Raw genomic sequence first — 21,383 nt, forward strand, 5'->3', positions numbered from 1 at the left:
GGCTCCGGTCTCGTGGGCTCGGAGATGTGTATAAGAGACAGCCGCCAGATCGTGCGCGAGGACCTGGCCAGCGGAAAGCACCAGGCGATCAAGACCCGCTTCCCGCCAGAGCCCAACGGCTACCTGCACATCGGCCATGCCAAGTCGATCTGCCTGAACTTCGGCATCGCCGGCGAGTTCAGCGGCGTCTGCAACCTGCGCTTCGACGACACCAACCCGGCCAAGGAAGATCCGGAATACGTGGCCGCGATCCAGGACGACGTGCGCTGGCTGGGCTTCGAGTGGAACGAGCTGCGCCACGCCTCGGACTACTTCCAGACCTATTACCTGGCCGCCGAGAAGCTGATCGCCGACGGCAAGGCCTATGTCTGCGACCTGTCGGCCGAGGAAGTGCGCGCCTACCGCGGCACCCTGACCGAGCCGGGCCGCCCGTCGCCGTGGCGCGACCGCAGCGTCGAGGAAAACCTCGATCTGTTCCGTCGCATGCGTGCCGGCGAGTTCCCCGATGGCGCGCGCACCGTGCGCGCGAAGATCGACATGGCCAGCGGGAACATCAACCTGCGCGATCCGGCCCTCTACCGCATCAAGCACGTCGAGCACCAGAACACCGGCAACGTGTGGCCGATCTACCCGATGTACGACTTCGCGCACGCGCTGGGCGATTCGATCGAGGGCATCACCCACTCGCTGTGCACGCTGGAATTCGAAGACCACCGCCCGCTGTACGACTGGTGCGTGGACAACGTCGATTTCGCCCATGACGACGCGCTGACCCAGCCACTGGTCGACGCCGGCCTGCCGCGCGAAGCGGCCAAGCCGCGCCAGATCGAGTTCTCGCGCCTGAACATCAACTACACGGTGATGAGCAAGCGCAAGCTGATGGCGCTGGTCACCGAACAGCTGGTGGACGGCTGGGAAGACCCGCGCATGCCGACCCTGCAGGGCCTGCGTCGCCGTGGCTATACCCCGGCCGCGATGCGCCTGTTCGCCGAGCGCGTGGGCATCAGCAAGCAGAATTCGCTGATCGACTTCAGCGTGCTGGAAGGCGCGCTGCGCGAAGACCTGGACAGCGCTGCACCGCGCCGCATGGCCGTGGTCGACCCGGTCAAGCTGGTACTGACCAACCTGGCTGAAGGCCACGAAGAGCAGCTGACCTTCAGCAACCACCCGAAGGACGAGAGCTTCGGCAGCCGCGAAGTGCCGTTCGCACGCGAGGTGTGGATCGACCGTGAGGACTTCGCCGAAGTGCCGCCGAAGGGCTGGAAGCGCCTGGTGCCGGGTGGCGAAGTGCGCCTGCGCGGCGCCGGCATCATCCGCTGCGACGAAGTGATCAAGGATACCGACGGCACCATCACCGAGCTGCGCGGCTGGCTGGATCCGGAATCGCGTCCGGGCATGGAAGGCGCCAACCGCAAGGTCAAGGGAACCATCCATTGGGTCAGCGCCGTGCATGGCGTGCCGGCCGAGATCCGCCTGTACGACCGCCTGTTCTCGGTGCCGAACCCGGACGACGAATCGGAAGGCAAGACCTATCGCGACTACCTCAATCCGGAATCGCGCCGCACTGTCACCGGCTATGTCGAGCCGGCCGCAGCCAGCGCCGCGCCGGAGCAGTCGTTCCAGTTCGAACGCACCGGCTACTTCGTCGCCGACCGCCGCGACCACACCGAAGCCAAGCCGGTGTTCAACCGCAGCGTGACCCTGCGCGACACCTGGTCGGCCTAAGGACCCGAGCGGGCGCCAGCACGGCGCCCGCACGACCCCGACGATGATCACCGCCCTGTCCGCCCTGCTCTGGTTCATTTCGCAGCATCCGCTGCTGACGTTCTTTGCAGCGATGGTGCTGGCCGGGCTGGTCTCGTGGTGGCGGCGCTTTCCGGGCTACGCCATCGTGGTGTTCCCGCTGGCGATGCTCAACATCTTCCTCGGCCACTTCCTCAACGCCGCCTTCCTCAACGTGGTGGGCGAGCGCGGTGAAGCGGTGATCGTCAAGGCCGAGGAAACCAGCTCTACGCTCAACGAGCAGTACATCTGGCGTTACGAAGCGGTGCTGCGCACGGCCGAGGGCCGCGATGTGGAAGTGGTGTTCCACACCAACACCGCCTCGCTGTGGCCGCTGGAGAACGCGATCCGCATCCCGGCACCCGACCAGCCATTCGTGGTGAAGTACACGGCGGGCTTCCCGCGCAACTTCGTCATCCTCACCAACGAATCACCGCACGGCATCGCCCAGGCCCGGGCCAGCGCGCGCGAGCGGGTGGAAGTGGCGGCACGCAAACTGCATTTCAGCCCGGGCAACGCCGATTTCCGCGCGGACTATCGCCGCGAACTGGAAGCCTGGCTGCGCGACCACGGCAACGACCCGCAGCAGCAGCCTGATGCGCAGCGATATCGCGCCGAACTCGACGCGCTCGAGCGCTAGTTCCAGGCCCTGCCTGGATGTTCCGCCCCATCCATCCACAGGCCTGACATGACCACGACCTCCACTGATCTCCTCCCGCTGCTGCAGCAGGTGCTGCAGGGCGCCGGCATCGCCAGCCGCGCCGACGGTGGCGCGCTGCTGCTGGACAGCGGCCTGCGCCTGACCCCGCATGCGATGGCCGCGCAGGAGCGCGACAACGGCGGCTGGCAGACCTCCACCGTCATCGAGAGCCAGCATCCGGTGCTGTTCGCCGACGGCCTGTTCGAGTACCAGCACGCCAACGGTGCCGATGAGCAGGCATCGCTGCTGTCCGGCTTCCAGACCTGGGTGCGGGTGGACCTGGCGACGCTGCAGACCGCGATCGGCGCCGAAGACGCGCAGGGCCTGCCGATGATGGGCCTGACCTATCCGGCCAGCGACGACGGCGAAGAGCACCAACGCACTGTCGTACTGGGGCCGCTGGCGCACTACCGCGCGCAGGAGGTGGATGCATCCACCTGCAGCGAGGACGACCACGGCTCCTGCCCCTGCTGCCTGTTCACCCGCAGCATGGACGCCTTCGACGCGCTGCTGAAGGCGCGCCAGTTCCTCGCCATCCGCCTGTTCGCCTCACGCGATGCCGACGGCCTGTGCGAGGCCGATTGCCGGGTCAACGGCCACGACTTCGGCGCCGCTCTGCCCCTGCTGCGCACCTACGCCGCCAGCTGGCCGCAGGCCGGACTGGAGTTCCGCAAGCAGTACGTGGTGATCCGCACCGGCTCGCCGGGCTGACCCACCGCCACACCCGATACAGGCCGGTGCAGCTACACTGCGCGCCGGTTTCCCAAGCAACCGCACCTTCTTCCATCCCATTACGAGGCACCCCCGCGATGCTGTACGCGCAAGTCCACCTGACCCTTCCCGCCTGGATCCACGACCAGATCGACCTGGATCGTCGATATCCGGGCGATGAGGCCAAGGTCGCGCTGGCGATCGAGCTGTCGCGGTTGAACGTCGAGCACGCCAGTGGCGGCCCGTTCGGCGCCGTGGTGTTCGGCCCTGAAGACAAGGTCATCGCCGCCGGCGTGAACCGGGTCATGCCGCACTCGACCTCGCTGGCGCATGCCGAGAACATGGCCTACATGCTGGCCCAGCAGCGCCTGCAGACCCCGCGCCTGAACGCGGTGCTGTCGCCGGTCACCCTGGCCACCAGTTCGCAACCGTGCTGCCAGTGCTACGGCGCCACCGTGTGGGCCGGCATCGACCGCCTGCTGATCGGTGCCAACTCGGCCGACGTCGAAGAACTGACCCCATTCGATGAAGGCCCGCTGCCGGCCGACTGGGTCGGCGAACTCAACAAGCGCGGCATCGAAGTGGTGCAGGGCCTGAACCGCGACGCCGCACGCAGTGTGCTGCGTGCCTATGGGGAAAGCGATGGCGCCCGTTACTGAAACCGGCATCGGCCTGCTGTGCCTGTGCCGGCAGGGCTTCGAGCCCGAGCTGGCCGGCGAGCTGCAGTTCCGCGCCGGTGAAGCCGGTTTCGCCGGTTATGCGCGCACCCAGCGCAATGACGGCTACGTGTTGTTCATGTGCGACGAAGCTGCCGCGCTGGCACCACGGCTGCGCTGGCGCGAACTGATCTTCGCGCGGCAGAAGCTGGTGGTGCTGGCCGAACTGCCGCAGCTGGACCCGGCTGATCGCATCACCCCGATGCTGGAGGTGCTGGCCGATGCGCCGCGCTTCGGCGACCTGTGGGTGGAGCACCCCGATTCGGACGCCGGCAAGCCGCTGTCCGGGCTGGCCCGCGCCTTCGGCAATGCGTTGCGCCCGGCGCTGCGCAAGGCCGGCAAGCTCACTGACAAGCCAAACAATCGCCTGCCGCGCCTGCATGTGGTATTTGTCGACGGCACCCATGCCTTCGTCTGCGTGGCCGACCCGGCCGACAGCGCACCGTGGGCATTGGGCATCCCGCGCCTGAAGCTGCTGCCCGAAGCGCCGTCGCGTTCGGCGTTGAAGCTGGACGAAGCGCTGCTGACCCTGCTGACCCCGGAAGAACGCGAGGCACTGGCCAAGCCCGGCATGCGCGCGGCTGACCTGGGCGCCGCGCCGGGCGGCTGGACCTGGGTGCTGACCCGCCAGCACATGCACGTGCTGAGCATCGACAACGGCCCGCTGCGCCAGCACGTGCTGGACACCGGCCTGGTCGAGCACCTGCGCGCCGACGGCTTCCACTGGCACCCGGAACAGCCGCTGGACTGGATGGTCTGCGACATGGTCGAGCAGCCGCGCCGCGTGGCCGAACGCATGGCTACCTGGTTCCGCGAAGGATGGTGCAGGCACGCGATCTTCAATCTGAAGCTGCCGATGAAGAAGCGCTGGGACGAAACCCGCTTGTGTTTGGATCTGTTCCAGGAGCAGGCCGGCAAGCCATTGGTGGTGCGTGCCAAGCAGCTGTATCACGACCGTGAGGAGATCACGGTGTTGGCCTCGCCGCTGCGGTGAGGCCATCGCGCCCGCCGGGCGTGGCCCGGCGCTACCGAGGAATGGCAATCATGCGATACCGCTCGATTCCGATACTGATCGCGCTGCTTGCAACGGCGCCGGCCATTGCACAGCAGTTGCCGCCCATGCCGGCGCAGAGCCAGCCGCTGGGTCGGACCGGCGGAGCGATCCGCCAGCAACCGCTGGATGCCGGCCGGGTCAGCGGCAGCGTCGAGATTGCACGGCCGGCCGGCGAGGCACAGGTGACCGTGCGCTCGCTGGAACCCAGCAGCGTGGTCGGCCAGTACCGCATCCACTTCGCTGCGCTGGATGTGAACAGCGATGGTTTCATCAGCCGCGAAGAAGCGCAGGCGAATCCGGCGCTGGCCGATGAGTTCAATGCGTTGGACGTGAAGCGTCGCGGCAAGCTGGACCGTGCCGATCTGGCCGGTTGGCTGGTTGATTGATTCACCGGCGCGATCTTCATCCACGCATGGCGTGGAGCTACTGGATCAACGGCGGTAGCGGAGCCCGCTTCTGGTAGGTGCCAACCTTGGTTGGCACATCCATCAGGCATCCTGGACCCAGATGAGGCGAGGCTGTTTCCAGCCTTGTGCCAACCAAGGTTGGCACCTACCAGAGCGGCGTTGGCACCTGCCAGAGCGGCCTGTATTCCGGTCAGACCCCGGCGGCGCGCTTCCAGAACGCCTGCACCAGCGGCGGCCACTTGCCGACGCAGCCCAGCGCGCGGCCGCGGGCCAGGGTCAGGTGCATCTCGTCGTTGGAGAACAGCCGATTGATCGCATCGAAACTGTAGGCGGCGATCTGGTTGTCACTGCGCCGTTCCCGTGCCCAGCGCTGCAGGCGCTGCGGCGACAGCCGCGGCTGTCCGCGACGTTCGGCCGACGGCGCCAGCCACTGCTGCAGAGCGGCAACATCGCGCAGGCCCAGGTTCACGCCCTGCCCGGCCAGCGGATGCACCACGTGCGCGGCATCACCCAATGCCAGCACGCGGCCGGCCACGTAGTGACAGGCCAGCTGCCGACGCAGCGGGAACGCCGCACGCGCTGATGCCAGCCGCAGTTCGCCCAGGCGCGCGGCGAACGCACGCGTCAGTTCGCGGTTGAAGGCGTCCTCGTCCAGCGCCAGCACGCGCGCTGCTTCATCCTCGGGCAGAGTCCAGACAATCGAACTGCGACGCTCGGCCACCGGCAGCAACGCCAGCGGCCCGGTCGGCAGGAAGCGCTGCCATGCGGTGGCCTGGTTCGGCAGTTCGCTGTCCACATAGGCCACCACGCCACGCTGGTGGTAGTCATGCCGCTCCACCTCGATCCCGGCCAGTTGGCGCAGGGTCGACTCGGCGCCATCGGCCGCCACTGCCAGCGCTGCTTCCAGGCGGCGACCGTCGTCCAGGCGCAGGCGAACACCGTCATCATCCTGTTCCAGCGCTTCCACCCGTGCCGGGCAATGCAGCTGCACGCCCGCCGCTGGCAGTGCCGCCCACAGGCGGTCCTGCAACAAGCCGTTCTCGACGATGTAGCCCAGCTCGCGACGACCGAAGCGGTCGGCGTCGAACAACAGATCCTCACCGCCGGCGGCGTCCCACACCTGCATGCGCCGGTAAGGCCAGGCGCGGGCCTGCGCGATCACCGGCCACACGCCCAGGCGGTTCAACAGTTGTACGTTGTCAGCGGCGAAGGCGAACACGCGCAGGTCCGGCTGAGCGGCCTGCCACGGTGCCGGTTCACGGCCTTCCACCAGCGCAACCGACAGGCCGGCATCGGCCAGCGCCAACGCACACGCGGCACCGACCACGCCACCACCAACGATGGCCACATCAAGACGCATGCGCCGGCTCATGCAGCTTCTCCGCGGCATAGGCGCGGCACGTCGCCACGGAAGCCCATCGCGCCACCGACCAGCATCGACTGCACCGACGCGCGTTGTGCGGCCACCAAGCCGAGGCTGCGCAGCGGCCGCATCAGCGGTGCCGGGTTGCTGGTCAGGCGCGCCAGGCCACCGGAGAACGCCACCGTCTGCCGGCGGTCTTCCTCGCGGCGCGCGACATAGGCCTGCAGCAATGCATCACTGCCGGCATCCTCATGCGCATCCTCCAGCAGTTCGGCCAGGGTCAGCGCATCGCGCAGGCCCAGATTGAAGCCCTGTGCACCCAACGGATGGATGGTCTGCGCGGCATTGCCGAGCAACACCGTGCGCTCACCGGCCAGCACGCGCGCCAGCACCTGGATGAGCGGATAGGCGCTGCGCGGGCCGGACTCGAGCAGGCGGCCGGCACGCCAGCCGATCGCGCTCTGCAGGCGTTGCAGCCAGGCGGCATCGTCCAGCGCCATTACTGCATCGGCCTGATCGCGCGCTACGCCGTGCACGGTGCCGAAGTGACGATCGCCACGCGGCAGCAGGGCAGTCGGGCCGGTATCGGTGAACCGCTCCCAGGCGGTGCCGTCCGGCGCGCGCTGGCTGCGCACGCGGGCCACGAACAGGGTCTGCTGGAAATCATGGCGGTCGACCTCGATGCCCAGCGCGCCACGCACGCCGCTGGTGGTGCCATCGGCCCCCACCACCAGACGTGCCAGCAGCACGCGCTCGCCGGCCTCGTCAGCCACCCGCACCTGGCGGTAGCCGTCGACCACGTCGCCCAGCCCCAGGAACCGCATCGGCCGGTAACGGCGCAGGCGCGGAAGTTCCAGAAGCCGTGCTTCCAGCGCCTGGCCGAAATCCCGCGCGACCACTACCTGGCCAAACCACGGCCTGTCGTAATCGGCCGCTTCGAGCTGTACCCGTCCGAAGTCGCCGGCACGGCTGACATGGATGCGGCGGATAGGGCCGGGGGCCATCGACAGCTTCTGCATCACCCCCAGCGCGGTCAGCGCATTGACGGTGGCGGCGGCGAAACTGAGGTTGCGCTGGTCGAACACCGCCGGCAGCTCACCTGCCGGGCTGGCCTCGAGCAGGCCCACGTCGCGGCCCAGGCGGTCCAGGGCAATGGCCAGGCTGGCGCCGACCAGCCCGCCACCGACGATCAGCACGTCATGTCGTTCACTCATGGGCTCATGATACGCGCTCACCCCCACTGCAAGCCCAATGCATCCCGCCTGCGCCAACCCGCGCGGCGGGCTAGAATGAAACCTGAATCCGCTCCGGGCCCGCTGCCATGTCCGACACCGCCAACCGCGCCTTCGTCCTGTCAGTACTCGTACTGCTGCTGGCGGCGACCCGCGTCAACCACTTCGCGGCGATTCCCGATGCCTCCTGGGCCGTGTTCTTCATCGGTGGCTTCTATCTGGCGCGCTGGACGCGCTGGGCGTTCCCACTGCTGATGCTGTTCGCGGTGCTGGTCGACTGGATCGTGATCCGCAGCAGCGGCCTGGACTTCTGGCAGCACTACTGCGTGTCGCCGGGCTACTGGCTGCTGCTGCCAGCGTACTTCTCGCTGTGGGCTGGCGGGATGCTGCTGGGCCGCAACTACCAGAGCGCGCGCTGGTCGGTGCTGGCCAAGGGGGCGCTGCTGCTGGTCGCCTCGGTGGCGGTCTGCCACTTGTTGGCGCAGGGCGGCTTCTACTGGAGCAGCCGCAACGTGGCCGAGCCGACCCTGGCCGGCTGGGCACAGAACTACGCGCAGTGGTTCGGGCCCTACCTGCGCACCACGGCGATCTATGTGGCGCTGACCGCCGCCCTGCAGCTGGCCGTGGAGCAGATGTTGAAGCTCCAGCAGGCCCGCCGCGACATCCGCCACTGAGCCGCACCATGGGTCATCGCCTCTCGCGCATCTACACCCGCACCGGCGACGACGGCAGCACCGGCCTCGGTGACGGCCAGCGCGTGGCCAAGGATGACGCCCGCGTTGCCTCCTACGGCACCGTCGACGAGGCCAATGCCGCGCTCGGCCTGCTGCTGGCCGCCCCGTTGCCCGAGGACGTGCGCGCGCTGGTCGTGCATCTGCAACACCAGCTTTTCGACCTCGGCGCCGAGCTGTGCATCCCCGGCCATGCTGCGATCCACGCCGCCGATGTCTCCGCGCTGGAGCAGCAGCTGGACCACTACAACGCCGGCCTGCCAATGCTGAAGGAGTTCATCCTGCCGGCCGGCGGCGAGGCCGCTGCACGCTGCCACCTGGCGCGCACCATCGTCCGCCGCGCCGAGCGCGAGACGGTCACCCTGGCCCGCCACGAGGCTGTGCGCAGCGAGGCGCTGCAGTACCTCAACCGGTTGTCGGACCTGCTGTTCGTGCTGGCCCGGGTGCTGGCCCGTGCCGATGGCCACGGCGAAGCGCTGTGGCAACCACAGCAGCGCCAGCGCTGAGTCGGCACGATGCTGGTCTATACCCATCCGTCCTGCCTGCTGCATGACCCCGGCCCCGGCCATCCCGAATGCCCGCAACGCCTGCAGCATGTACTGGACGCACTCCACGCTGCCTTCCCCGGCCAGCTGGACTGGCGCGAGGCGCCGCCAGCCAAGTTCGGTGAACTGACCCGGGTCCACGACAGCGCCCTGCTCGACTTCGTGCTGCAGCCGCAGACCGCGCCGCTGCGCCAGCTGGATATGGACACCTGGACCTCGCCGGGTTCGGCCAGCGCCGCCGTGCACGCCGCCGGTGCCGGCGTGGCCGCGGTCGATGCGGTGATGCTGGGCGAGGACCCGCTGGCCTTCTGCGCGGTACGCCCGCCGGGCCACCACGCCACCAGCAGCACGGCGATGGGCTTCTGCCTGCTGAACAACATCGCCATCGCCGCCGCCTATGCCCGCGACCGCCATGGCCTGGAGCGGATCGCGGTGGTCGATTTCGACGTGCACCACGGCAACGGCACCCAGGACATCTTCCAGCACGACGCCCGCGTCTCTTACTACAGTACCCACCAGGCCGGGCTGTTCCCCAACTCGGGCCTGCGCCGCGACCGCGGCGCGGGCAACCTGATGAACATCCTGCTGCCGCCGGGCAGTGGCGGCTTCCGCTTCCGCAACGTCTGGGCCGACGAGATGCTGCCAGCCATCGACGACTTCCGCCCGCAGCTGCTGCTGATCTCGGCGGGCTTCGATGCCCACCTGCGTGATCCGCAGGCGGACCTGATGCTGGAGACCGACGATTTCGCCTGGATCACCCGTGAACTGCATGCGCTGGCACGCCGTCACGCCGCCGGCCGGGTGGTCTCGATGCTGGAGGGAGGCTACGACCTGCAGGCCTTGGCGGAGTGCAGCGTGGCCCATGTCCAGGCCATGATCACCCCCTCTGCGGGTGCCTCCGCCGGATGAACCCGAACCGGCAGCCTCCCGCGCCCTTCATTGCCCCTATGCAAGGGATGGGGCAAGCTACCGTCCGTTTTCGCCCGAATCCGAACCGCGTGCGCCGAGCCCTCCGCCTGCTTCCCCTGCCTCTGAGCATCGCCATCAGCCTGCCGGCGATGGCCGATGATAAGCCGCTCAACTGGGGCCTGTGCCCGGCCACCGACGTCATTCCCGCGTTCACCGACGCCCCCACTCCGGTCCCCGCCCAGGACAAGGCTGCCGCCGCGGCCGCCCGCGAGAACCAGCCGACCGACATCGAAGGCGACCAGCTGCTGGGCACCACCACCGTGCCGCAGTACGAGGGCAACGTGGCGCTGCGCCGGGGTGACCAGTTCGTCGGTACCGACAAGCTCAGCTTCGACACCGAGACCGGCAACTACATCGCCGACGGCAATGTCCGCTACCAGGACGGGTCGATCCGGATGGTCGCCAAGCGCGCCGAAGGCAACCAGGAAAGCGACACCCACAAGATCTCCGACATCAAGTACCAGCTGGTGTCGCGCCGGGGCAACGGCGATGCCGAATCGGTCGACCTGCAGGGCGCGGTCGGCCAGATGCACCGCTCGACCTACACCACCTGCGACCCGTCGCAGCCGGTGTGGAAGCTGTCGGCGCCGCAGATCGAGGTGGACAACGACGAAGGCTTCGGCACGGCCCGCAACGCCGTACTGCGCATCGGCAAGGTGCCGGTGCTGTGGGCGCCCTACTTCAAGTTCCCGATCGATGACCGCCGCAAGACCGGCCTTCTGTTCCCGCAGCTGGGCATGTCCGGCCGCAACGGTGTCGACTACGCGCAGCCGATCTACTTCAATCTGGCGCCGAACTACGACGACACCCTGACCCCGCGCTACATGAGCCGGCGCGGCCTGCTGCTCGACAACGAGTTCCGCTACCTCTACAACGGCGGCCGTGGCGAGGTGCTGACCAGCTACATGCCCAACGACAAGCTCCGCGACCGCGACCGCGGCCGGGTGATGTTCGACGGCTACCACAACGTGAACAGCCACTGGCAGGCCCGCGCCAACCTGGCCTGGGTCAGCGACGAGCGCTATGTCGAGGACTTCGCCAATCGCCTGGTGGGCGTGACCGCCTCCAACCTGCAGAGCACCATCGGCCTGTACGGCACCGGCCAGAACTGGACGGCCGGCATCATGGCCGACCGCTGGCAGCTGACCGACTACACCCTCGACGAGCGCGCGCTGCCGTACAACCGCCAACCGCGCCTGTTCTTCAACTGGAACAAGCCGGTGCTGCCATGGCTGGAGACCGGCATCTACACCGAAGCGGTGCGCTTCACCCACGACGACATCAACTTCAAGAACGCCGTCGGCGCCGGCGAGGATCTGCAGTACACCCGCAATGGAGTGCAGTGGACCGACGGCGTCGGTGTCAGCGGCGGTTCGCGACTGGACGTGAAGCCGTATGTGTCGTTCCCGATCAGCGGCGCAGCCTGGTATGTGACCCCGACCCTGGCCTACCGCTACACCGCCTATCAACTGGACCGTGGTCTAGTGGATGGGGTGAGGGGCATCCAGGCCCAGATCCTGCGCTCGCAGGGCATCGACCCGGCCACGGCAACCCCGGAACAGCTGCGCGGCAATACCTCGCCCAGCCGCAGCCTGCCGATCGGCAGCCTCGATGCCGGCCTGTTCTTCGATCGCGAGACGTCGATCGGTGGCAAGTCTTTCCTGCAGACCCTGGAGCCGCGCCTGTTCTACCTGCGCACGCCCTACCGCAACCAGGACGAGCTGCCGATCTTCGATACCCGCGACTTCACCTTCAGCTGGGGCCAGCTGTTCCGCGACTCGCGCTATACCGGCGCCGACCGCCAGAACGATGCCAACCAGCTGACCCTGGCGCTGGGCACCCGCTTCATCGACCAGACCACCGGCAAGGAACGCTTCTCGGCCGCGATCGGCCAGATCCAGTACTTCGATGAATCGCGGGTCAGCACCACGCCGGGCGGGGCGCCGGTGGAGAAGGGCAAGTCGGCCTGGATCGCCGACGGCAACTACATGATCAACGACCGCTGGACGCTGGGTGCCACCTACCAGTGGGACCCGAAGTACAAGCGCGAGGACCTGGCCAGCGTCCGCGCCCGCTACCTGATGCCCAACGACGGCGTGGTCAACCTGAGCTACCGCTATCGCATCAATGCGGGCGCCCCGGCGACCGCCAACAAGCATGACCGGACCCTGCTGGAGCAGGCTGACCTGTCGTTCCTGTACCCGCTGAATGCGCGGTGGAGCCTGGTCGGCCGCTATTACTACTCGCTGCAGGACAAGGAACCGCTGGAAATCATCGCCGGCGTGCAGTGGGACAGCTGCTGCCTGGCCGTGCGCGCGGTGGCCCGTCGCTACGTGCGCAACCGCGAAGGCGACATGAACAACTCCATCCAGCTCGAGTTCGTGCTCAAGGGCTTGAGCTCCATCGGCCAGGACACGGACCGCACTCTGCGCCGTGCTATCCTCGGCTATAACCGCGACGACCTCTATCTCGTGCCGCCCAGCAACACCGGAGTGACCCGCGATGACTACGATCCGAATCTGATCCCATGACCAAGCGCTTCCCCGTTCTTCTCGCCTCGCTGCTGGCGGTGTCCAGCGTGTCCGCCCCCCTGCAGGTGCTTGCCCAGGAGGCGCAGCCGCTTGACCGCATCGCCGCCGTCGTCGATGAAGACGTGATCCTGCAGAGCGAACTCCAGCGTGCGATCGCCAACATCAAGGCGCAGTACGTCGGCCGTGAGGCCCAGCTGCCGCCGGAAGACGTGCTCAGCCGCCAGGTGCTTGAGCGCCTGGTGCTGGTCAAGCTGCAGGTGGCCCGCGCCCAGGGCAGCGGCATCCGGGTCAGCGACCAGGAGCTGAACCAGGCGATGAATGCCATCGCCCAGCAGAACGGCTCGAACCTGGACGCGCTGCGCCAGCGCCTGGCCCAGGACGGCATTGATTTCGCCGATTTCCGCGCCTCGGTGCGTGATGAGATCACCGTGCAGCGCCTGCGCCAGAGCTTCGCGCAGAGCCGCATCAGCGTCAGCGAGGGTGAAGTCGATGCCGCGCTGAAGCAGCAGGCCACGGTCGGCAACCAGTACCACCTGGCGCACATCCTGATCGCGGTGCCCGACGGTGCCAACGCCGACCAGATCGCCACTGGCCAGAAGAAGGCCGACGGCGTGAAGGCCCTGCTGGACAAGGGCGAGCTGGACTTCAATGCGGCTGCGGTGCGCTATTCGGACAGCCCCAACGCGCTGGAAGGCGGCGACCTGGGCTGGCGCAGCCTGGATGAAATCCCGGCCGCATTCGCACAGACGATGTCAAAGATGAAGGCCGGTGAAGTGGTCGGCCCGATCCGTGGCCCCAGCGGCTTCCAGCTGCTGAAGCTGGTGGAAGTGCGCGATGCCAGCGCCGCCGGTGCGGGTGAACATACGGTCACCGAATACCACGGCCGCCACATCCTGGTGCGCGTGGACGATCACCAGACCGACGCCGCTGCCAAGGCCAAGATCGATACCCTGCGCGCCCGCATTGCCGGTGGCGCCGAGTTCGAGACCGTGGCCAGGGAGTCCTCCGAGGACAACAACACCAAGGGCCAGGGCGGTGATCTGGGCTGGTTCCCGGCCGATGCGTTCGGCCCGGCTTTCGGCCAGCAGGTGGAAGGCGTGCAGGATGGCGGCATCAGCCAGCCGTTCCGCACCGATGCGGGCTGGCACATCGTGCAGCGCGTGGCCACCCGCCAGACCGACGTGACCACCGACAACCAGCGTGCCCAGGTCCGCGAGACCATCGGCCGCCGCAAGCTGGAAGACGAGTACAACCGCTTCCTGCAGGAACTGCGTGGCGAAGCCTACGTCAGCTTCCGCAGCGGCGACCGCGCGGAAAATACCGCGACCCCGCCGCAGTCCTGACCGATGCGCCCCGAGCTCGCTCTGGTACCGGGCGAGCCCGCCGGGATCGGCCCGGAGCTGTGCGTCCGCCTTGTCCAGCAGCCGCGTGAAGATTGTCGGCTGCTGGCCTTCGCCGACCCGGACACCCTGCGCGCGGCCGCTGCCGCGCTGAATCTGCCGCTGCAGCTGCTGCCCGAAGACGCCGAAGCACGCGTCCCCGGCGATCTGCGCCTGCGCACCGTCCCCAATGCCGTAACCAGCCATTTCGGCCAGGCCGATCCGGCCAATGCCGGCGCGGTCATCAGCGCCCTGCTCGGTGCCGGCCAGGCCTGCCTGTCCGGCGAGCTGCATGGCGTGGTCACCGGCCCGGTGCACAAGGCGGTCATCAACGAGGGCGGCATCGCCTACAGCGGCACTACCGAACTGCTGGCCGACCAGGCCGGGGTAAAGGTGGTGATGATGCTGGCCAACCACATCGTCCGCGTGGCGCTGGTCACCACCCACCTGCCGCTGCGCGACGTGGCCGATGCGATCACCGCGCCCGGCCTGGAACGCACCCTGCGCACCGTGCATGCCGCGCTGCGCCGCGAGTTCGGCCTGGCCGCGCCACGCATCGCCGTACTCGGTCTGAACCCGCACGCCGGCGAAGACGGCCATCTGGGCCGCGAGGAGCTGGACCTGGTCATCCCCCTGCTGCAGCGCCTGCGCGCCGAGGGCATGGACCTGGTCGGGCCACTGCCGGCCGACACCGCCTTCCTGCCCGCCAAGCTGGCCGGCTTCGACACCGTGCTGGCGATGTACCACGACCAGGGCCTGCCGGTGCTGAAGTACTCCGGCTTCGAGCAGGCGGTGAACCTGACCCTGGGCCTGCCCTACCCGCGCGTGGCCGTGGACCATGGCACCGCGCTGGATCTTGCCGGCCGCGGCATCGCCGATCCCTCCAGCCTGCAGGCGGCAACGACGCTGTGTGCGCAGCTTGCGCGGCAACGTACACTGAGCGCATGAATTCCCCGCATTCCCCCTCCGGCCCGGTGTTCACCGCACCGGCCAAGAAGCAGCTTGGCCAGCATTTCCTGGCCGACCGCCACTACATCGACAAGATCGTGATGGCAGTCAACCCGAAAGACGGTGACCGCCTGGTCGAGATCGGCCCGGGTCAGGGTGCGATCACCCTGCCGCTGCTGCGCGTGCACCCGAAGCTGACGGTGATCGAGTTCGACCGCGACCTGATCGCGCCGCTGACCGCGGCCGCCGAGCCGCTGGGCGAGCTGACCATCGTCCACCGCGATGTGCTGCGTGTGGACTTCACCGAACTGGCCGACGGCCAGCCGATCCGCCTGGTCGGCAACCTGCCCTACAACATCTCCTCGCCGATCCTGTTCCATGCGCTGGAACATGCCGCAGTGATCCGCGACATGCACTTCATGCTGCAGAAGGAAGTGGTCGACCGCATGGCCGCCGGCCCCGGCAGCAAGGTGTTCGGCCGTCTCAGCGTGATGCTGCAGGCGTACTGCGAGGTGACCTCGCTGTTCGTGGTGCCGCCGGGCGCGTTCCGGCCGCCGCCGAAGGTCGATTCGGCCGTGGTGCGGCTGGTGCCTCGTGACCCGGCCACGATCAACATCCGCGATCACAAGCGTTTCGCCGAAGTGGTCAAGGCCGCCTTCGGGCAGCGCCGCAAGACCCTGCGCAATGCCCTGAACAACGTGGTGTCCGCCGAGCAGTTCGCTGCCGCCGGCGTGCGTCCCGATGCCCGTGCCGAACAGCTGGACGTGGCCGAATTCATCGCTTTGGCCAATGCCTCCTGATTACACTGCCGGTATGGAAGACGCTGACGTTTACGCCATCTCCGTCGAAGTCGCACCGCGCTTCCTCGACGATCAATCCGCGCCGGAAGACGGCCGCTATGCGTTCGCCTATACGATCCGCATCCACAACCAGGGGCAGGTCGCCGCGCGCCTGATCGCACGCCATTGGCGCATCACCGATGCCAACGGCCGCGTCGAGCACGTCGATGGCGATGGCGTGATCGGCGAGCAGCCACGCCTCCGCCCCGGTGAAGACTTCCGTTACACCTCCGGTGTCATGCTGGGGACCGATCACGGGACCATGCAGGGGCACTACGACATGGTTGCCGACGATGGCACCGAATTCGCTGCGGCGGTCGCACCTTTCGTGCTGGCCATCCCGCGCACCCTGCACTGACACGGAGGCCGAACGATGAGTGTGTGGGCGATCGGCGACCTGCAGGGCTGCTATGACGTCACCCAGCGATTGCTGGAGAAGATCCGCTTCGACCCCGCGCAGGACACCCTGTGGTTCTGTGGCGACCTGGTCAACCGCGGCGGCCAGTCGCTGGAAACGCTGCGGCTGGTGCACTCGCTGCGCGAGCACAGCGTGGTGGTGCTGGGCAACCATGATCTATCGCTGCTGGCCGTCGGTGCGCGCACCGAAGAGGAACAGCGCAAGGTCAATCCGGACCTGCTGCGCATCGTGCAGGCCGAGGACCGCGACGAACTGCTGGACTGGCTGCGCCTGCAGAAGCTGGTGCACGTGGACCGCGAGCTGGGCTGGATGATGGTGCATGCCGGCCTGGCGCCGAAGTGGACCACGCAGATGGCCGAGCGGCATGCCGCTGAAGTCGAAGTGCAGCTGCACGGCGCCGGCTACCGCAAGCTGTTCCGCAACATGTATGGCGACAAGCCGAGCTGGGCACCGAACCTGTCCGGCTACGACCGCTCGCGCGCGATCATCAACGTGCTCACCCGCATGCGCTACTGCACCCCGCGTGGGCGCATCGGCATCGAGGACAAGGGCACGCCGGGCACGCAGGAACAGGGGCTGTACCCCTGGTTCGAAGTGCCGGGCCGGGTCGAGCGCGACCTCAAGATTGTCTGTGGCCACTGGTCGGCGCTCGGCCTGACCATCAGCCAGGGCGTGCACGCCATCGATACCGGTGCGGTGTGGGGCGGCAAGCTCACCGCGATCCAGCTCGACACCGAAGAACTGCGCGTGGTGCAGGTACCGGGCCGCGATGTGCCGGCACCGGTGCCGCATGCACGTCCGCCGGCGCGACCGGCGCACGAGCGGCCCGCCGCTGCGGCGCAGGGCAAGGAACAGGGCGGCGGCAACACGCCCGCTGCCAACCCGGGCAACCGTGGTCCGCGTCGACGTCGCCGTCGTGGCGGCGCTGGCGGTAGCGGCAACGGCGGTGGTGGCAACAACAACGGCGCACCACCGCAGGCATGACACGACCTGGCTGCGCACCATGGATGGTGCTGCTGCTGACGCTGGCTCTGGCCAGCGGCTGCCAGCCCGGCTCGCCGCCTGCTTCCACCGCTGCGGGCAGCGCTGAACGCTCACCGACGCAACCGCAGGCCGCTTCACCGCCACTGGTGGATGCGGCACGCGCGCAGGTCGGCGTCACCACCCGCTACGACCCTGCTTACCAGGTGCTGGCCTATCCCGGCGGTGACGTCCCGCTGGATCGCGGCGTCTGCACCGACGTGGTGGTGCGCGCTCTGCGCAGCCAGGGCCTGGACCTCCAGGCCCGCGTGCACGCAGACATGCGCGGCAACTTCAGCGCCTACCCATCGATCTGGGGCCTGTCACGGCCGGACCGCAACATCGATCATCGTCGCGTACCGAACCTGATGCGCTGGTTCGAGCGGCAGCGCTGGCAGCAGCCGATCAGCACCGCCGCCGCCGACTACGCAGCCGGCGACATCGTCGCCTGGAAGCTCAGCGGCAACGGCCTGCTGCATGTGGGCATCGTCTCCGACCGGCGCTTGGCCGATGGCACGCCGCTGGTGCTGCACAACATCGCGCGCGGCACGCGGGAAGAGAACCTGCTGTTCCAACACACGATCATCGGGCATTACCGGATGCCGTAGGCAATCCTGTAGAGCCGAGCCATGCTCGGCTACGGGATGTGTCTGGCAACAGCAGCCGAGCATGGCTCGGCTCTACAGATGCGCGGCGGTCAACGGCGCACGTAGTGCACGAAGCGGAACGCGTAGGCGTGGCGTTCGTCGGCCGCGTGCGGCTCGCTGCTCACTTCCCGCCAGTCACGCGCGTCCACCTCGGGGAAGTGGGTATCGGCAGGCACTTCGGCATCGACCCAGGTCAGGTACAGGTCGCTGGCCTGGCCCAGCAGCTGACGGAAGATCTCGCCGCCACCGATGATGCACAGTTCGCTGGCGCCCTCGCCTTCGGCAATCGCCTTCGCCTCGTCCAGCGACGCCACCGCGCGCATGCCCTCGAACGGCACCTGGCTGCTGCGGGTCAGCACCAGGTTGGTCCGCCCCGGCAGCACACGGCCGATCGATTCGGCGGTCTTGCGCCCCATCAGGATCGGCTTGCCCAGGGTGAGCGCCTTGAAGTGCTTGAAATCATCCGGCAGATGCCAGGGCATGGCATTGCCCTGGCCGATGCCACGGTTGCGGTCCAGCGCCACGATCATCGACAGCTTCATCAGTGCGATCTCCTCAGCTGGCGTCGATCTGCAGGCGTTCGCAGGCAGCGTTCGCGGCACTGGCGGCCCGCAATGCTGCAGCCAGCGCCGGACTCGACGTGGACTGCTCATCCAGGCCGCTGATGATCTTCTGCTTCTGCGCTTCCTCGATCTCCTTCAGGCCCGGCCCCGACAGGATCTCCGCCGACAACGCCGCATTGTCGGTGCCGGCACCACGCGCGAGGAACGCCTTCAGCTGGTCGCTGGAGTAGACGGTGGCCAGGCGCTGTTCAAGCTCACGCTGATAGGCCGGATCCTCGACACCCGCCTTCAGGTGCTCGGTCATCGCCGCGTACATGCCGGTTACCGCCTCACGCATCTGCGCCCGGCACCCTGCCGGCACATCCTGAGGCAGCATCGTGCTGCCGTTGAATGCTCCGGCGAACGCCTGCACTTCCTCGCGCATGTGCTTGTGCACGATCTGCTCATTGACCTGCCTGGCCAGCGACAGTGTATCCGCCGCTGCGGCCTGGGCCATGCCCAGAGGCAGCGCAACGCACAGCGCCAACAGGCAGCGGGAAAGCATGCGCGCGCTCATACCGCCACCGGCGCCTTGATCGCCGGATGCGGATCGTAGCCGTCGATGCGGATGTCGTCGAACTGGAAGCCGAACAGATCGGTCACCTCCGGGTTCAACCACAGCGTCGGCAGCGCGCGCGGTTCACGCGACAGCTGCTCGCGGGCCTGCTCGAAGTGGTTCGAATACAGGTGCGCATCGCCCAGCGTGTGCACAAAGTCGCCCACGCCCAGGCCGGTGGCCTGCGCCACCATGTGGGTCAGCAGCGCGTAGCTGGCGATGTTGAACGGCACACCGAGGAAGATGTCGCCGCTGCGCTGGTACAGCTGGCAGCTGAGCTTGCCGTCCACCACGTAGAACTGGAACAGGTTGTGGCACGGCATCAGCGCCATCTGCGAGAGCTCGCCCACGTTCCAGGCGCTGACCACCAGCCGACGCGAATCCGGGTTGCGCTTGATCTCATCCACCAGCCACTGCATCTGGTCGATCTCACCGCCATCGGCAGTGGCCCAGCTGCGCCACTGCTTGCCGTAGACCGGGCCGAGGTCGCCGTTCTCGTCGGCCCACTCGTCCCAGATCCGTACCTGGTTGTCCTTCAGGTAGCCGATGTTGGTGTCGCCCTTCAGGAACCACAGCAGCTCGTGGATGATCGAGCGCAGGTGCAGCTTCTTGGTGGTGACCAGCGGGAAACCGTCTGCCAGGTTGAAGCGCATCTGCCAGCCGAACACGCTGCGGGTGCCGGTACCGGTGCGGTCGCTCTTCTCGGCGCCGTGCTCAAGCACGTGCGAGAGCAGGTCCAGGTAAGCCTTCATGCCTTGCCCTCGGCAGTCACCGGCAGCTGCGGCTGCAGCACCGGCGCGCGGCGCGACATCGCCAGCAGCACCAGGCCGAAGACGATCAGCGGCACGCACAGGATCTGGCCCTTGGTCAGCCAGCCGAAGGCCACGTAGACGCCGTTGTCCGGCATGCGCACGAATTCCACCGCGAAGCGGAAGACGCCGTACAGCAGTGCGAACAGGCCACCCACCAGGTAACGATGGCGCGGCTTGGCCGACACCGCCCACAGCACAACGAACATCACCAGGCCTTCCAGCAACGCTTCATACAGCTGCGAGGGATGGCGCGCGAACTGGTTCAGCGCACCGCTGGCGAACTGCGCCTGCAGGGTGGCGTGGTCGAGCTGGTTCAACGGGGCCGGCAGGCCGGACGGGAACACCACGCCCCAGCTGCCGTCGGTGTACTTGCCCCACAGCTCGGCGCCGATGAAGTTGCCGATGCGGCCAAAGCCCAGGCCCAGCGGCACCAGTGGCGCCATGAAATCCATGGTGTCGAAGAAGTGCAGGCGGTGCTTGCGCGACCACCACCAGCAGGCGGCGATCACGCCCAGCAGGCCACCGTGGAAGCTCATCCCGCCGTCCCACACCTTGAACAGCAGCAGCGGGTTGTGCAGGAAATCACCCAACGCGTAGAACAGCATGTAGCCGACGCGTCCGCCCAGCACCACGCCCAGCATGGCGTAGAACAGCAGGTCGGAGAAACCATTGGCATCGACGCCCGGCAGGCGTCCGTCGGCGATGCGCTTGCGGCCCAGCAGCCAGGCTGCGGTGAAGCCGAGCAGGTACATGATGCCGTACCAGTGCACCTTGATCGGTCCCAGCGAGAGGGCGATGGGGTCGATGTCGTGGAAATAGATCATGGAAGGTGCCTTGCGGTTGAACGTCTATTCTCGGGCCAGTGCCGCCCCGGCTCAACCAAGGATCTGTGGCGAGTTCGGCAACGCGTCATCGTTCGACCGCGTCGAGGCTGGAAAGTGCCCTTCCAGCAGGCTGGACACCTCGTCGATCGCATCCTGCAGCGCTTCCACGGGATTGGACCCGCGCAGGCCCTCGCGCAGATGGGTGCAGACCCGCTGCCACTGCGCCGGGCTGACCCGGCCGTGCAGGCCGCGGTCGGCGACGATCTCGATCGCGTGATCGGCCAGCAGCAGGTAGATCAGCACGCCGTTGTTGTGGGCTGTGTCCCAGGTACGCAGGCGGGCGAAGGCGTGTTCGGCGGCCTGGCGCGGGGTCACTTTGTGCCACAACGCGGCCCACGGCAGGTCGGCTTCGACCGCGAACATCACCTGGCCACCGTGGCGCTGCTCACCGGCGGCGATGGCCTCGGTGATCGCCTGCAGCGTGGCCGGCGGGAACGCACGCCGCACCGACGGCGAAAACACGTGGCGACACAGACGTTGGATCATCACCAGCCTCCCGAAGCACCGCCGCCGCCGGAACGGCCACCACCACCGCCC

General features: G+C 67.8%; 22 protein-coding genes. 15 read left to right on the forward strand and 7 right to left on the reverse strand.

Annotated features, from left to right (window positions below):
- Positions 1 to 1,768 precede the first annotated feature (1,768 nt).
- The 5 genes from DI041_RS20290 to DI041_RS20310 all read left to right on the forward strand — a co-directional run bounded on the left by DI041_RS20290 (position 1,769) and on the right by DI041_RS20310 (position 5,349).
- On the forward strand, positions 1,769 to 2,422 hold the full coding sequence (locus tag DI041_RS20290) for a hypothetical protein (protein WP_136639915.1): 654 nt from the start codon (positions 1,769 to 1,771) through the stop codon (positions 2,420 to 2,422).
- Positions 2,423 to 2,470: 48 nt separating this feature from the next.
- Entirely contained in the window at positions 2,471 to 3,193 is a 723-nt protein-coding gene (locus DI041_RS20295; protein WP_136639916.1) for a DUF6348 family protein, read from the forward strand.
- Positions 3,194 to 3,291: 98 nt separating this feature from the next.
- Positions 3,292 to 3,852: a nucleoside deaminase gene (locus tag DI041_RS20300; protein ID WP_012510109.1), complete on the forward strand. Its 561-nt coding sequence runs from the start codon at positions 3,292 to 3,294 to the stop codon at positions 3,850 to 3,852.
- The gene (gene rlmM / locus DI041_RS20305) at positions 3,836 to 4,903 is read left to right on the forward strand and encodes a 23S rRNA (cytidine(2498)-2'-O)-methyltransferase RlmM (protein ID WP_136639917.1); all 1,068 of its coding nucleotides are present in this window, start codon (positions 3,836 to 3,838) and stop codon (positions 4,901 to 4,903) included. Before DI041_RS20300 ends, rlmM begins: the two co-directional genes overlap by 17 nt.
- 50 nt (positions 4,904 to 4,953) lie before the next feature.
- Complete coding sequence (locus DI041_RS20310) at positions 4,954 to 5,349, forward strand: EF-hand domain-containing protein (RefSeq protein WP_136639918.1); 396 nt, start codon at positions 4,954 to 4,956, stop codon at positions 5,347 to 5,349.
- A 211-nt stretch (positions 5,350 to 5,560) separates the two neighbouring features.
- Here the strand turns inward: DI041_RS20310 and DI041_RS20315 are convergent, their stop codons facing one another.
- Together DI041_RS20315 and ubiH are read right to left on the reverse strand one after the other, a co-directional pair.
- Positions 5,561 to 6,742, reverse strand: a complete 1,182-nt coding sequence (locus DI041_RS20315; protein ID WP_136639919.1) for a UbiH/UbiF family hydroxylase — start codon at positions 6,740 to 6,742, stop codon at positions 5,561 to 5,563.
- Positions 6,739 to 7,947 (reverse strand): 2-octaprenyl-6-methoxyphenyl hydroxylase, encoded by a 1,209-nt coding sequence (gene ubiH / locus DI041_RS20320; RefSeq protein ID WP_046984894.1) that lies wholly within the window; start codon positions 7,945 to 7,947, stop codon positions 6,739 to 6,741. The genes DI041_RS20315 and ubiH overlap by 4 nt, the downstream gene beginning before the upstream one ends.
- 107 nt (positions 7,948 to 8,054) lie before the next feature.
- Here ubiH and DI041_RS20325 point away from each other — a divergent pair, with 107 nt between their 5' ends.
- From DI041_RS20325 to DI041_RS20370, 10 genes are all read left to right on the forward strand, one after another.
- On the forward strand, positions 8,055 to 8,639 hold the full coding sequence (locus DI041_RS20325) for a hypothetical protein (RefSeq protein ID WP_136639920.1): 585 nt from the start codon (positions 8,055 to 8,057) through the stop codon (positions 8,637 to 8,639).
- 8 nt (positions 8,640 to 8,647) lie between these two features.
- On the forward strand, positions 8,648 to 9,202 hold the full coding sequence (locus DI041_RS20330) for a cob(I)yrinic acid a,c-diamide adenosyltransferase (protein WP_004144563.1): 555 nt from the start codon (positions 8,648 to 8,650) through the stop codon (positions 9,200 to 9,202).
- A 9-nt stretch (positions 9,203 to 9,211) separates the two neighbouring features.
- On the forward strand, positions 9,212 to 10,150 hold the full coding sequence (locus tag DI041_RS20335; protein WP_046984892.1) for a histone deacetylase family protein: 939 nt from the start codon (positions 9,212 to 9,214) through the stop codon (positions 10,148 to 10,150).
- An 89-nt stretch (positions 10,151 to 10,239) separates the two neighbouring features.
- Complete coding sequence (gene lptD / locus DI041_RS20340) at positions 10,240 to 12,741, forward strand: LPS-assembly protein LptD (protein ID WP_136639921.1); 2,502 nt, start codon at positions 10,240 to 10,242, stop codon at positions 12,739 to 12,741.
- Entirely contained in the window at positions 12,738 to 14,084 is a 1,347-nt protein-coding gene (locus DI041_RS20345; protein WP_046984890.1) for a peptidylprolyl isomerase, read from the forward strand. The genes lptD and DI041_RS20345 overlap by 4 nt, the downstream gene beginning before the upstream one ends.
- Positions 14,085 to 14,087: 3 nt before the next feature.
- A complete protein-coding gene (pdxA, locus tag DI041_RS20350) occupies positions 14,088 to 15,068 on the forward strand; it encodes a 4-hydroxythreonine-4-phosphate dehydrogenase PdxA (RefSeq protein WP_046984889.1) in 981 nt (326 codons plus the stop codon).
- A complete protein-coding gene (gene rsmA, locus DI041_RS20355) occupies positions 15,065 to 15,868 on the forward strand; it encodes a 16S rRNA (adenine(1518)-N(6)/adenine(1519)-N(6))-dimethyltransferase RsmA (RefSeq protein ID WP_012510102.1) in 804 nt (267 codons plus the stop codon). Before pdxA ends, rsmA begins: the two co-directional genes overlap by 4 nt.
- A gap of 13 nt (positions 15,869 to 15,881) precedes the next feature.
- Positions 15,882 to 16,265, forward strand: coding sequence for a Co2+/Mg2+ efflux protein ApaG (gene apaG / locus DI041_RS20360; protein WP_032968744.1), 384 nt, complete (start codon positions 15,882 to 15,884; stop codon positions 16,263 to 16,265).
- 15 nt (positions 16,266 to 16,280) lie between these two features.
- The gene (locus DI041_RS20365; RefSeq protein ID WP_136639922.1) at positions 16,281 to 17,309 is read left to right on the forward strand and encodes a symmetrical bis(5'-nucleosyl)-tetraphosphatase; all 1,029 of its coding nucleotides are present in this window, start codon (positions 16,281 to 16,283) and stop codon (positions 17,307 to 17,309) included.
- Positions 17,306 to 17,953 (forward strand): DUF1287 domain-containing protein, encoded by a 648-nt coding sequence (locus DI041_RS20370; RefSeq protein ID WP_136639923.1) that lies wholly within the window; start codon positions 17,306 to 17,308, stop codon positions 17,951 to 17,953. The genes DI041_RS20365 and DI041_RS20370 overlap by 4 nt, the downstream gene beginning before the upstream one ends.
- 89 nt (positions 17,954 to 18,042) lie before the next feature.
- On the opposite strand, the gene DI041_RS20375 is transcribed toward DI041_RS20370, so the two are convergent.
- Genes DI041_RS20375 through DI041_RS20395 form a run of 5 tightly spaced genes read right to left on the reverse strand, consistent with a single transcriptional unit; the run spans position 18,043 to position 21,332 of the window.
- Positions 18,043 to 18,534: a dihydrofolate reductase gene (locus DI041_RS20375; RefSeq protein ID WP_046984885.1), complete on the reverse strand. Its 492-nt coding sequence runs from the start codon at positions 18,532 to 18,534 to the stop codon at positions 18,043 to 18,045.
- Positions 18,535 to 18,547: 13 nt separating this feature from the next.
- The gene (locus DI041_RS20380; RefSeq protein ID WP_046984902.1) at positions 18,548 to 19,099 is read right to left on the reverse strand and encodes a hypothetical protein; all 552 of its coding nucleotides are present in this window, start codon (positions 19,097 to 19,099) and stop codon (positions 18,548 to 18,550) included.
- Between the two features lie 8 nt (positions 19,100 to 19,107).
- Positions 19,108 to 19,902, reverse strand: a complete 795-nt coding sequence (locus tag DI041_RS20385; RefSeq protein ID WP_049398135.1) for a thymidylate synthase — start codon at positions 19,900 to 19,902, stop codon at positions 19,108 to 19,110.
- Positions 19,899 to 20,786, reverse strand: a complete 888-nt coding sequence (gene lgt / locus DI041_RS20390) for a prolipoprotein diacylglyceryl transferase (protein WP_136639924.1) — start codon at positions 20,784 to 20,786, stop codon at positions 19,899 to 19,901. The genes DI041_RS20385 and lgt overlap by 4 nt, the downstream gene beginning before the upstream one ends.
- Positions 20,787 to 20,837: 51 nt before the next feature.
- A complete protein-coding gene (locus DI041_RS20395; protein ID WP_136639925.1) occupies positions 20,838 to 21,332 on the reverse strand; it encodes a TPM domain-containing protein in 495 nt (164 codons plus the stop codon).
- Positions 21,333 to 21,383 lie beyond the last annotated feature (51 nt).

It is taken from the genome of Stenotrophomonas maltophilia (assembly GCF_004920835.1).
GTDB classification, from domain to species: Bacteria; Pseudomonadota; Gammaproteobacteria; order Xanthomonadales; family Xanthomonadaceae; genus Stenotrophomonas; species Stenotrophomonas maltophilia_AQ.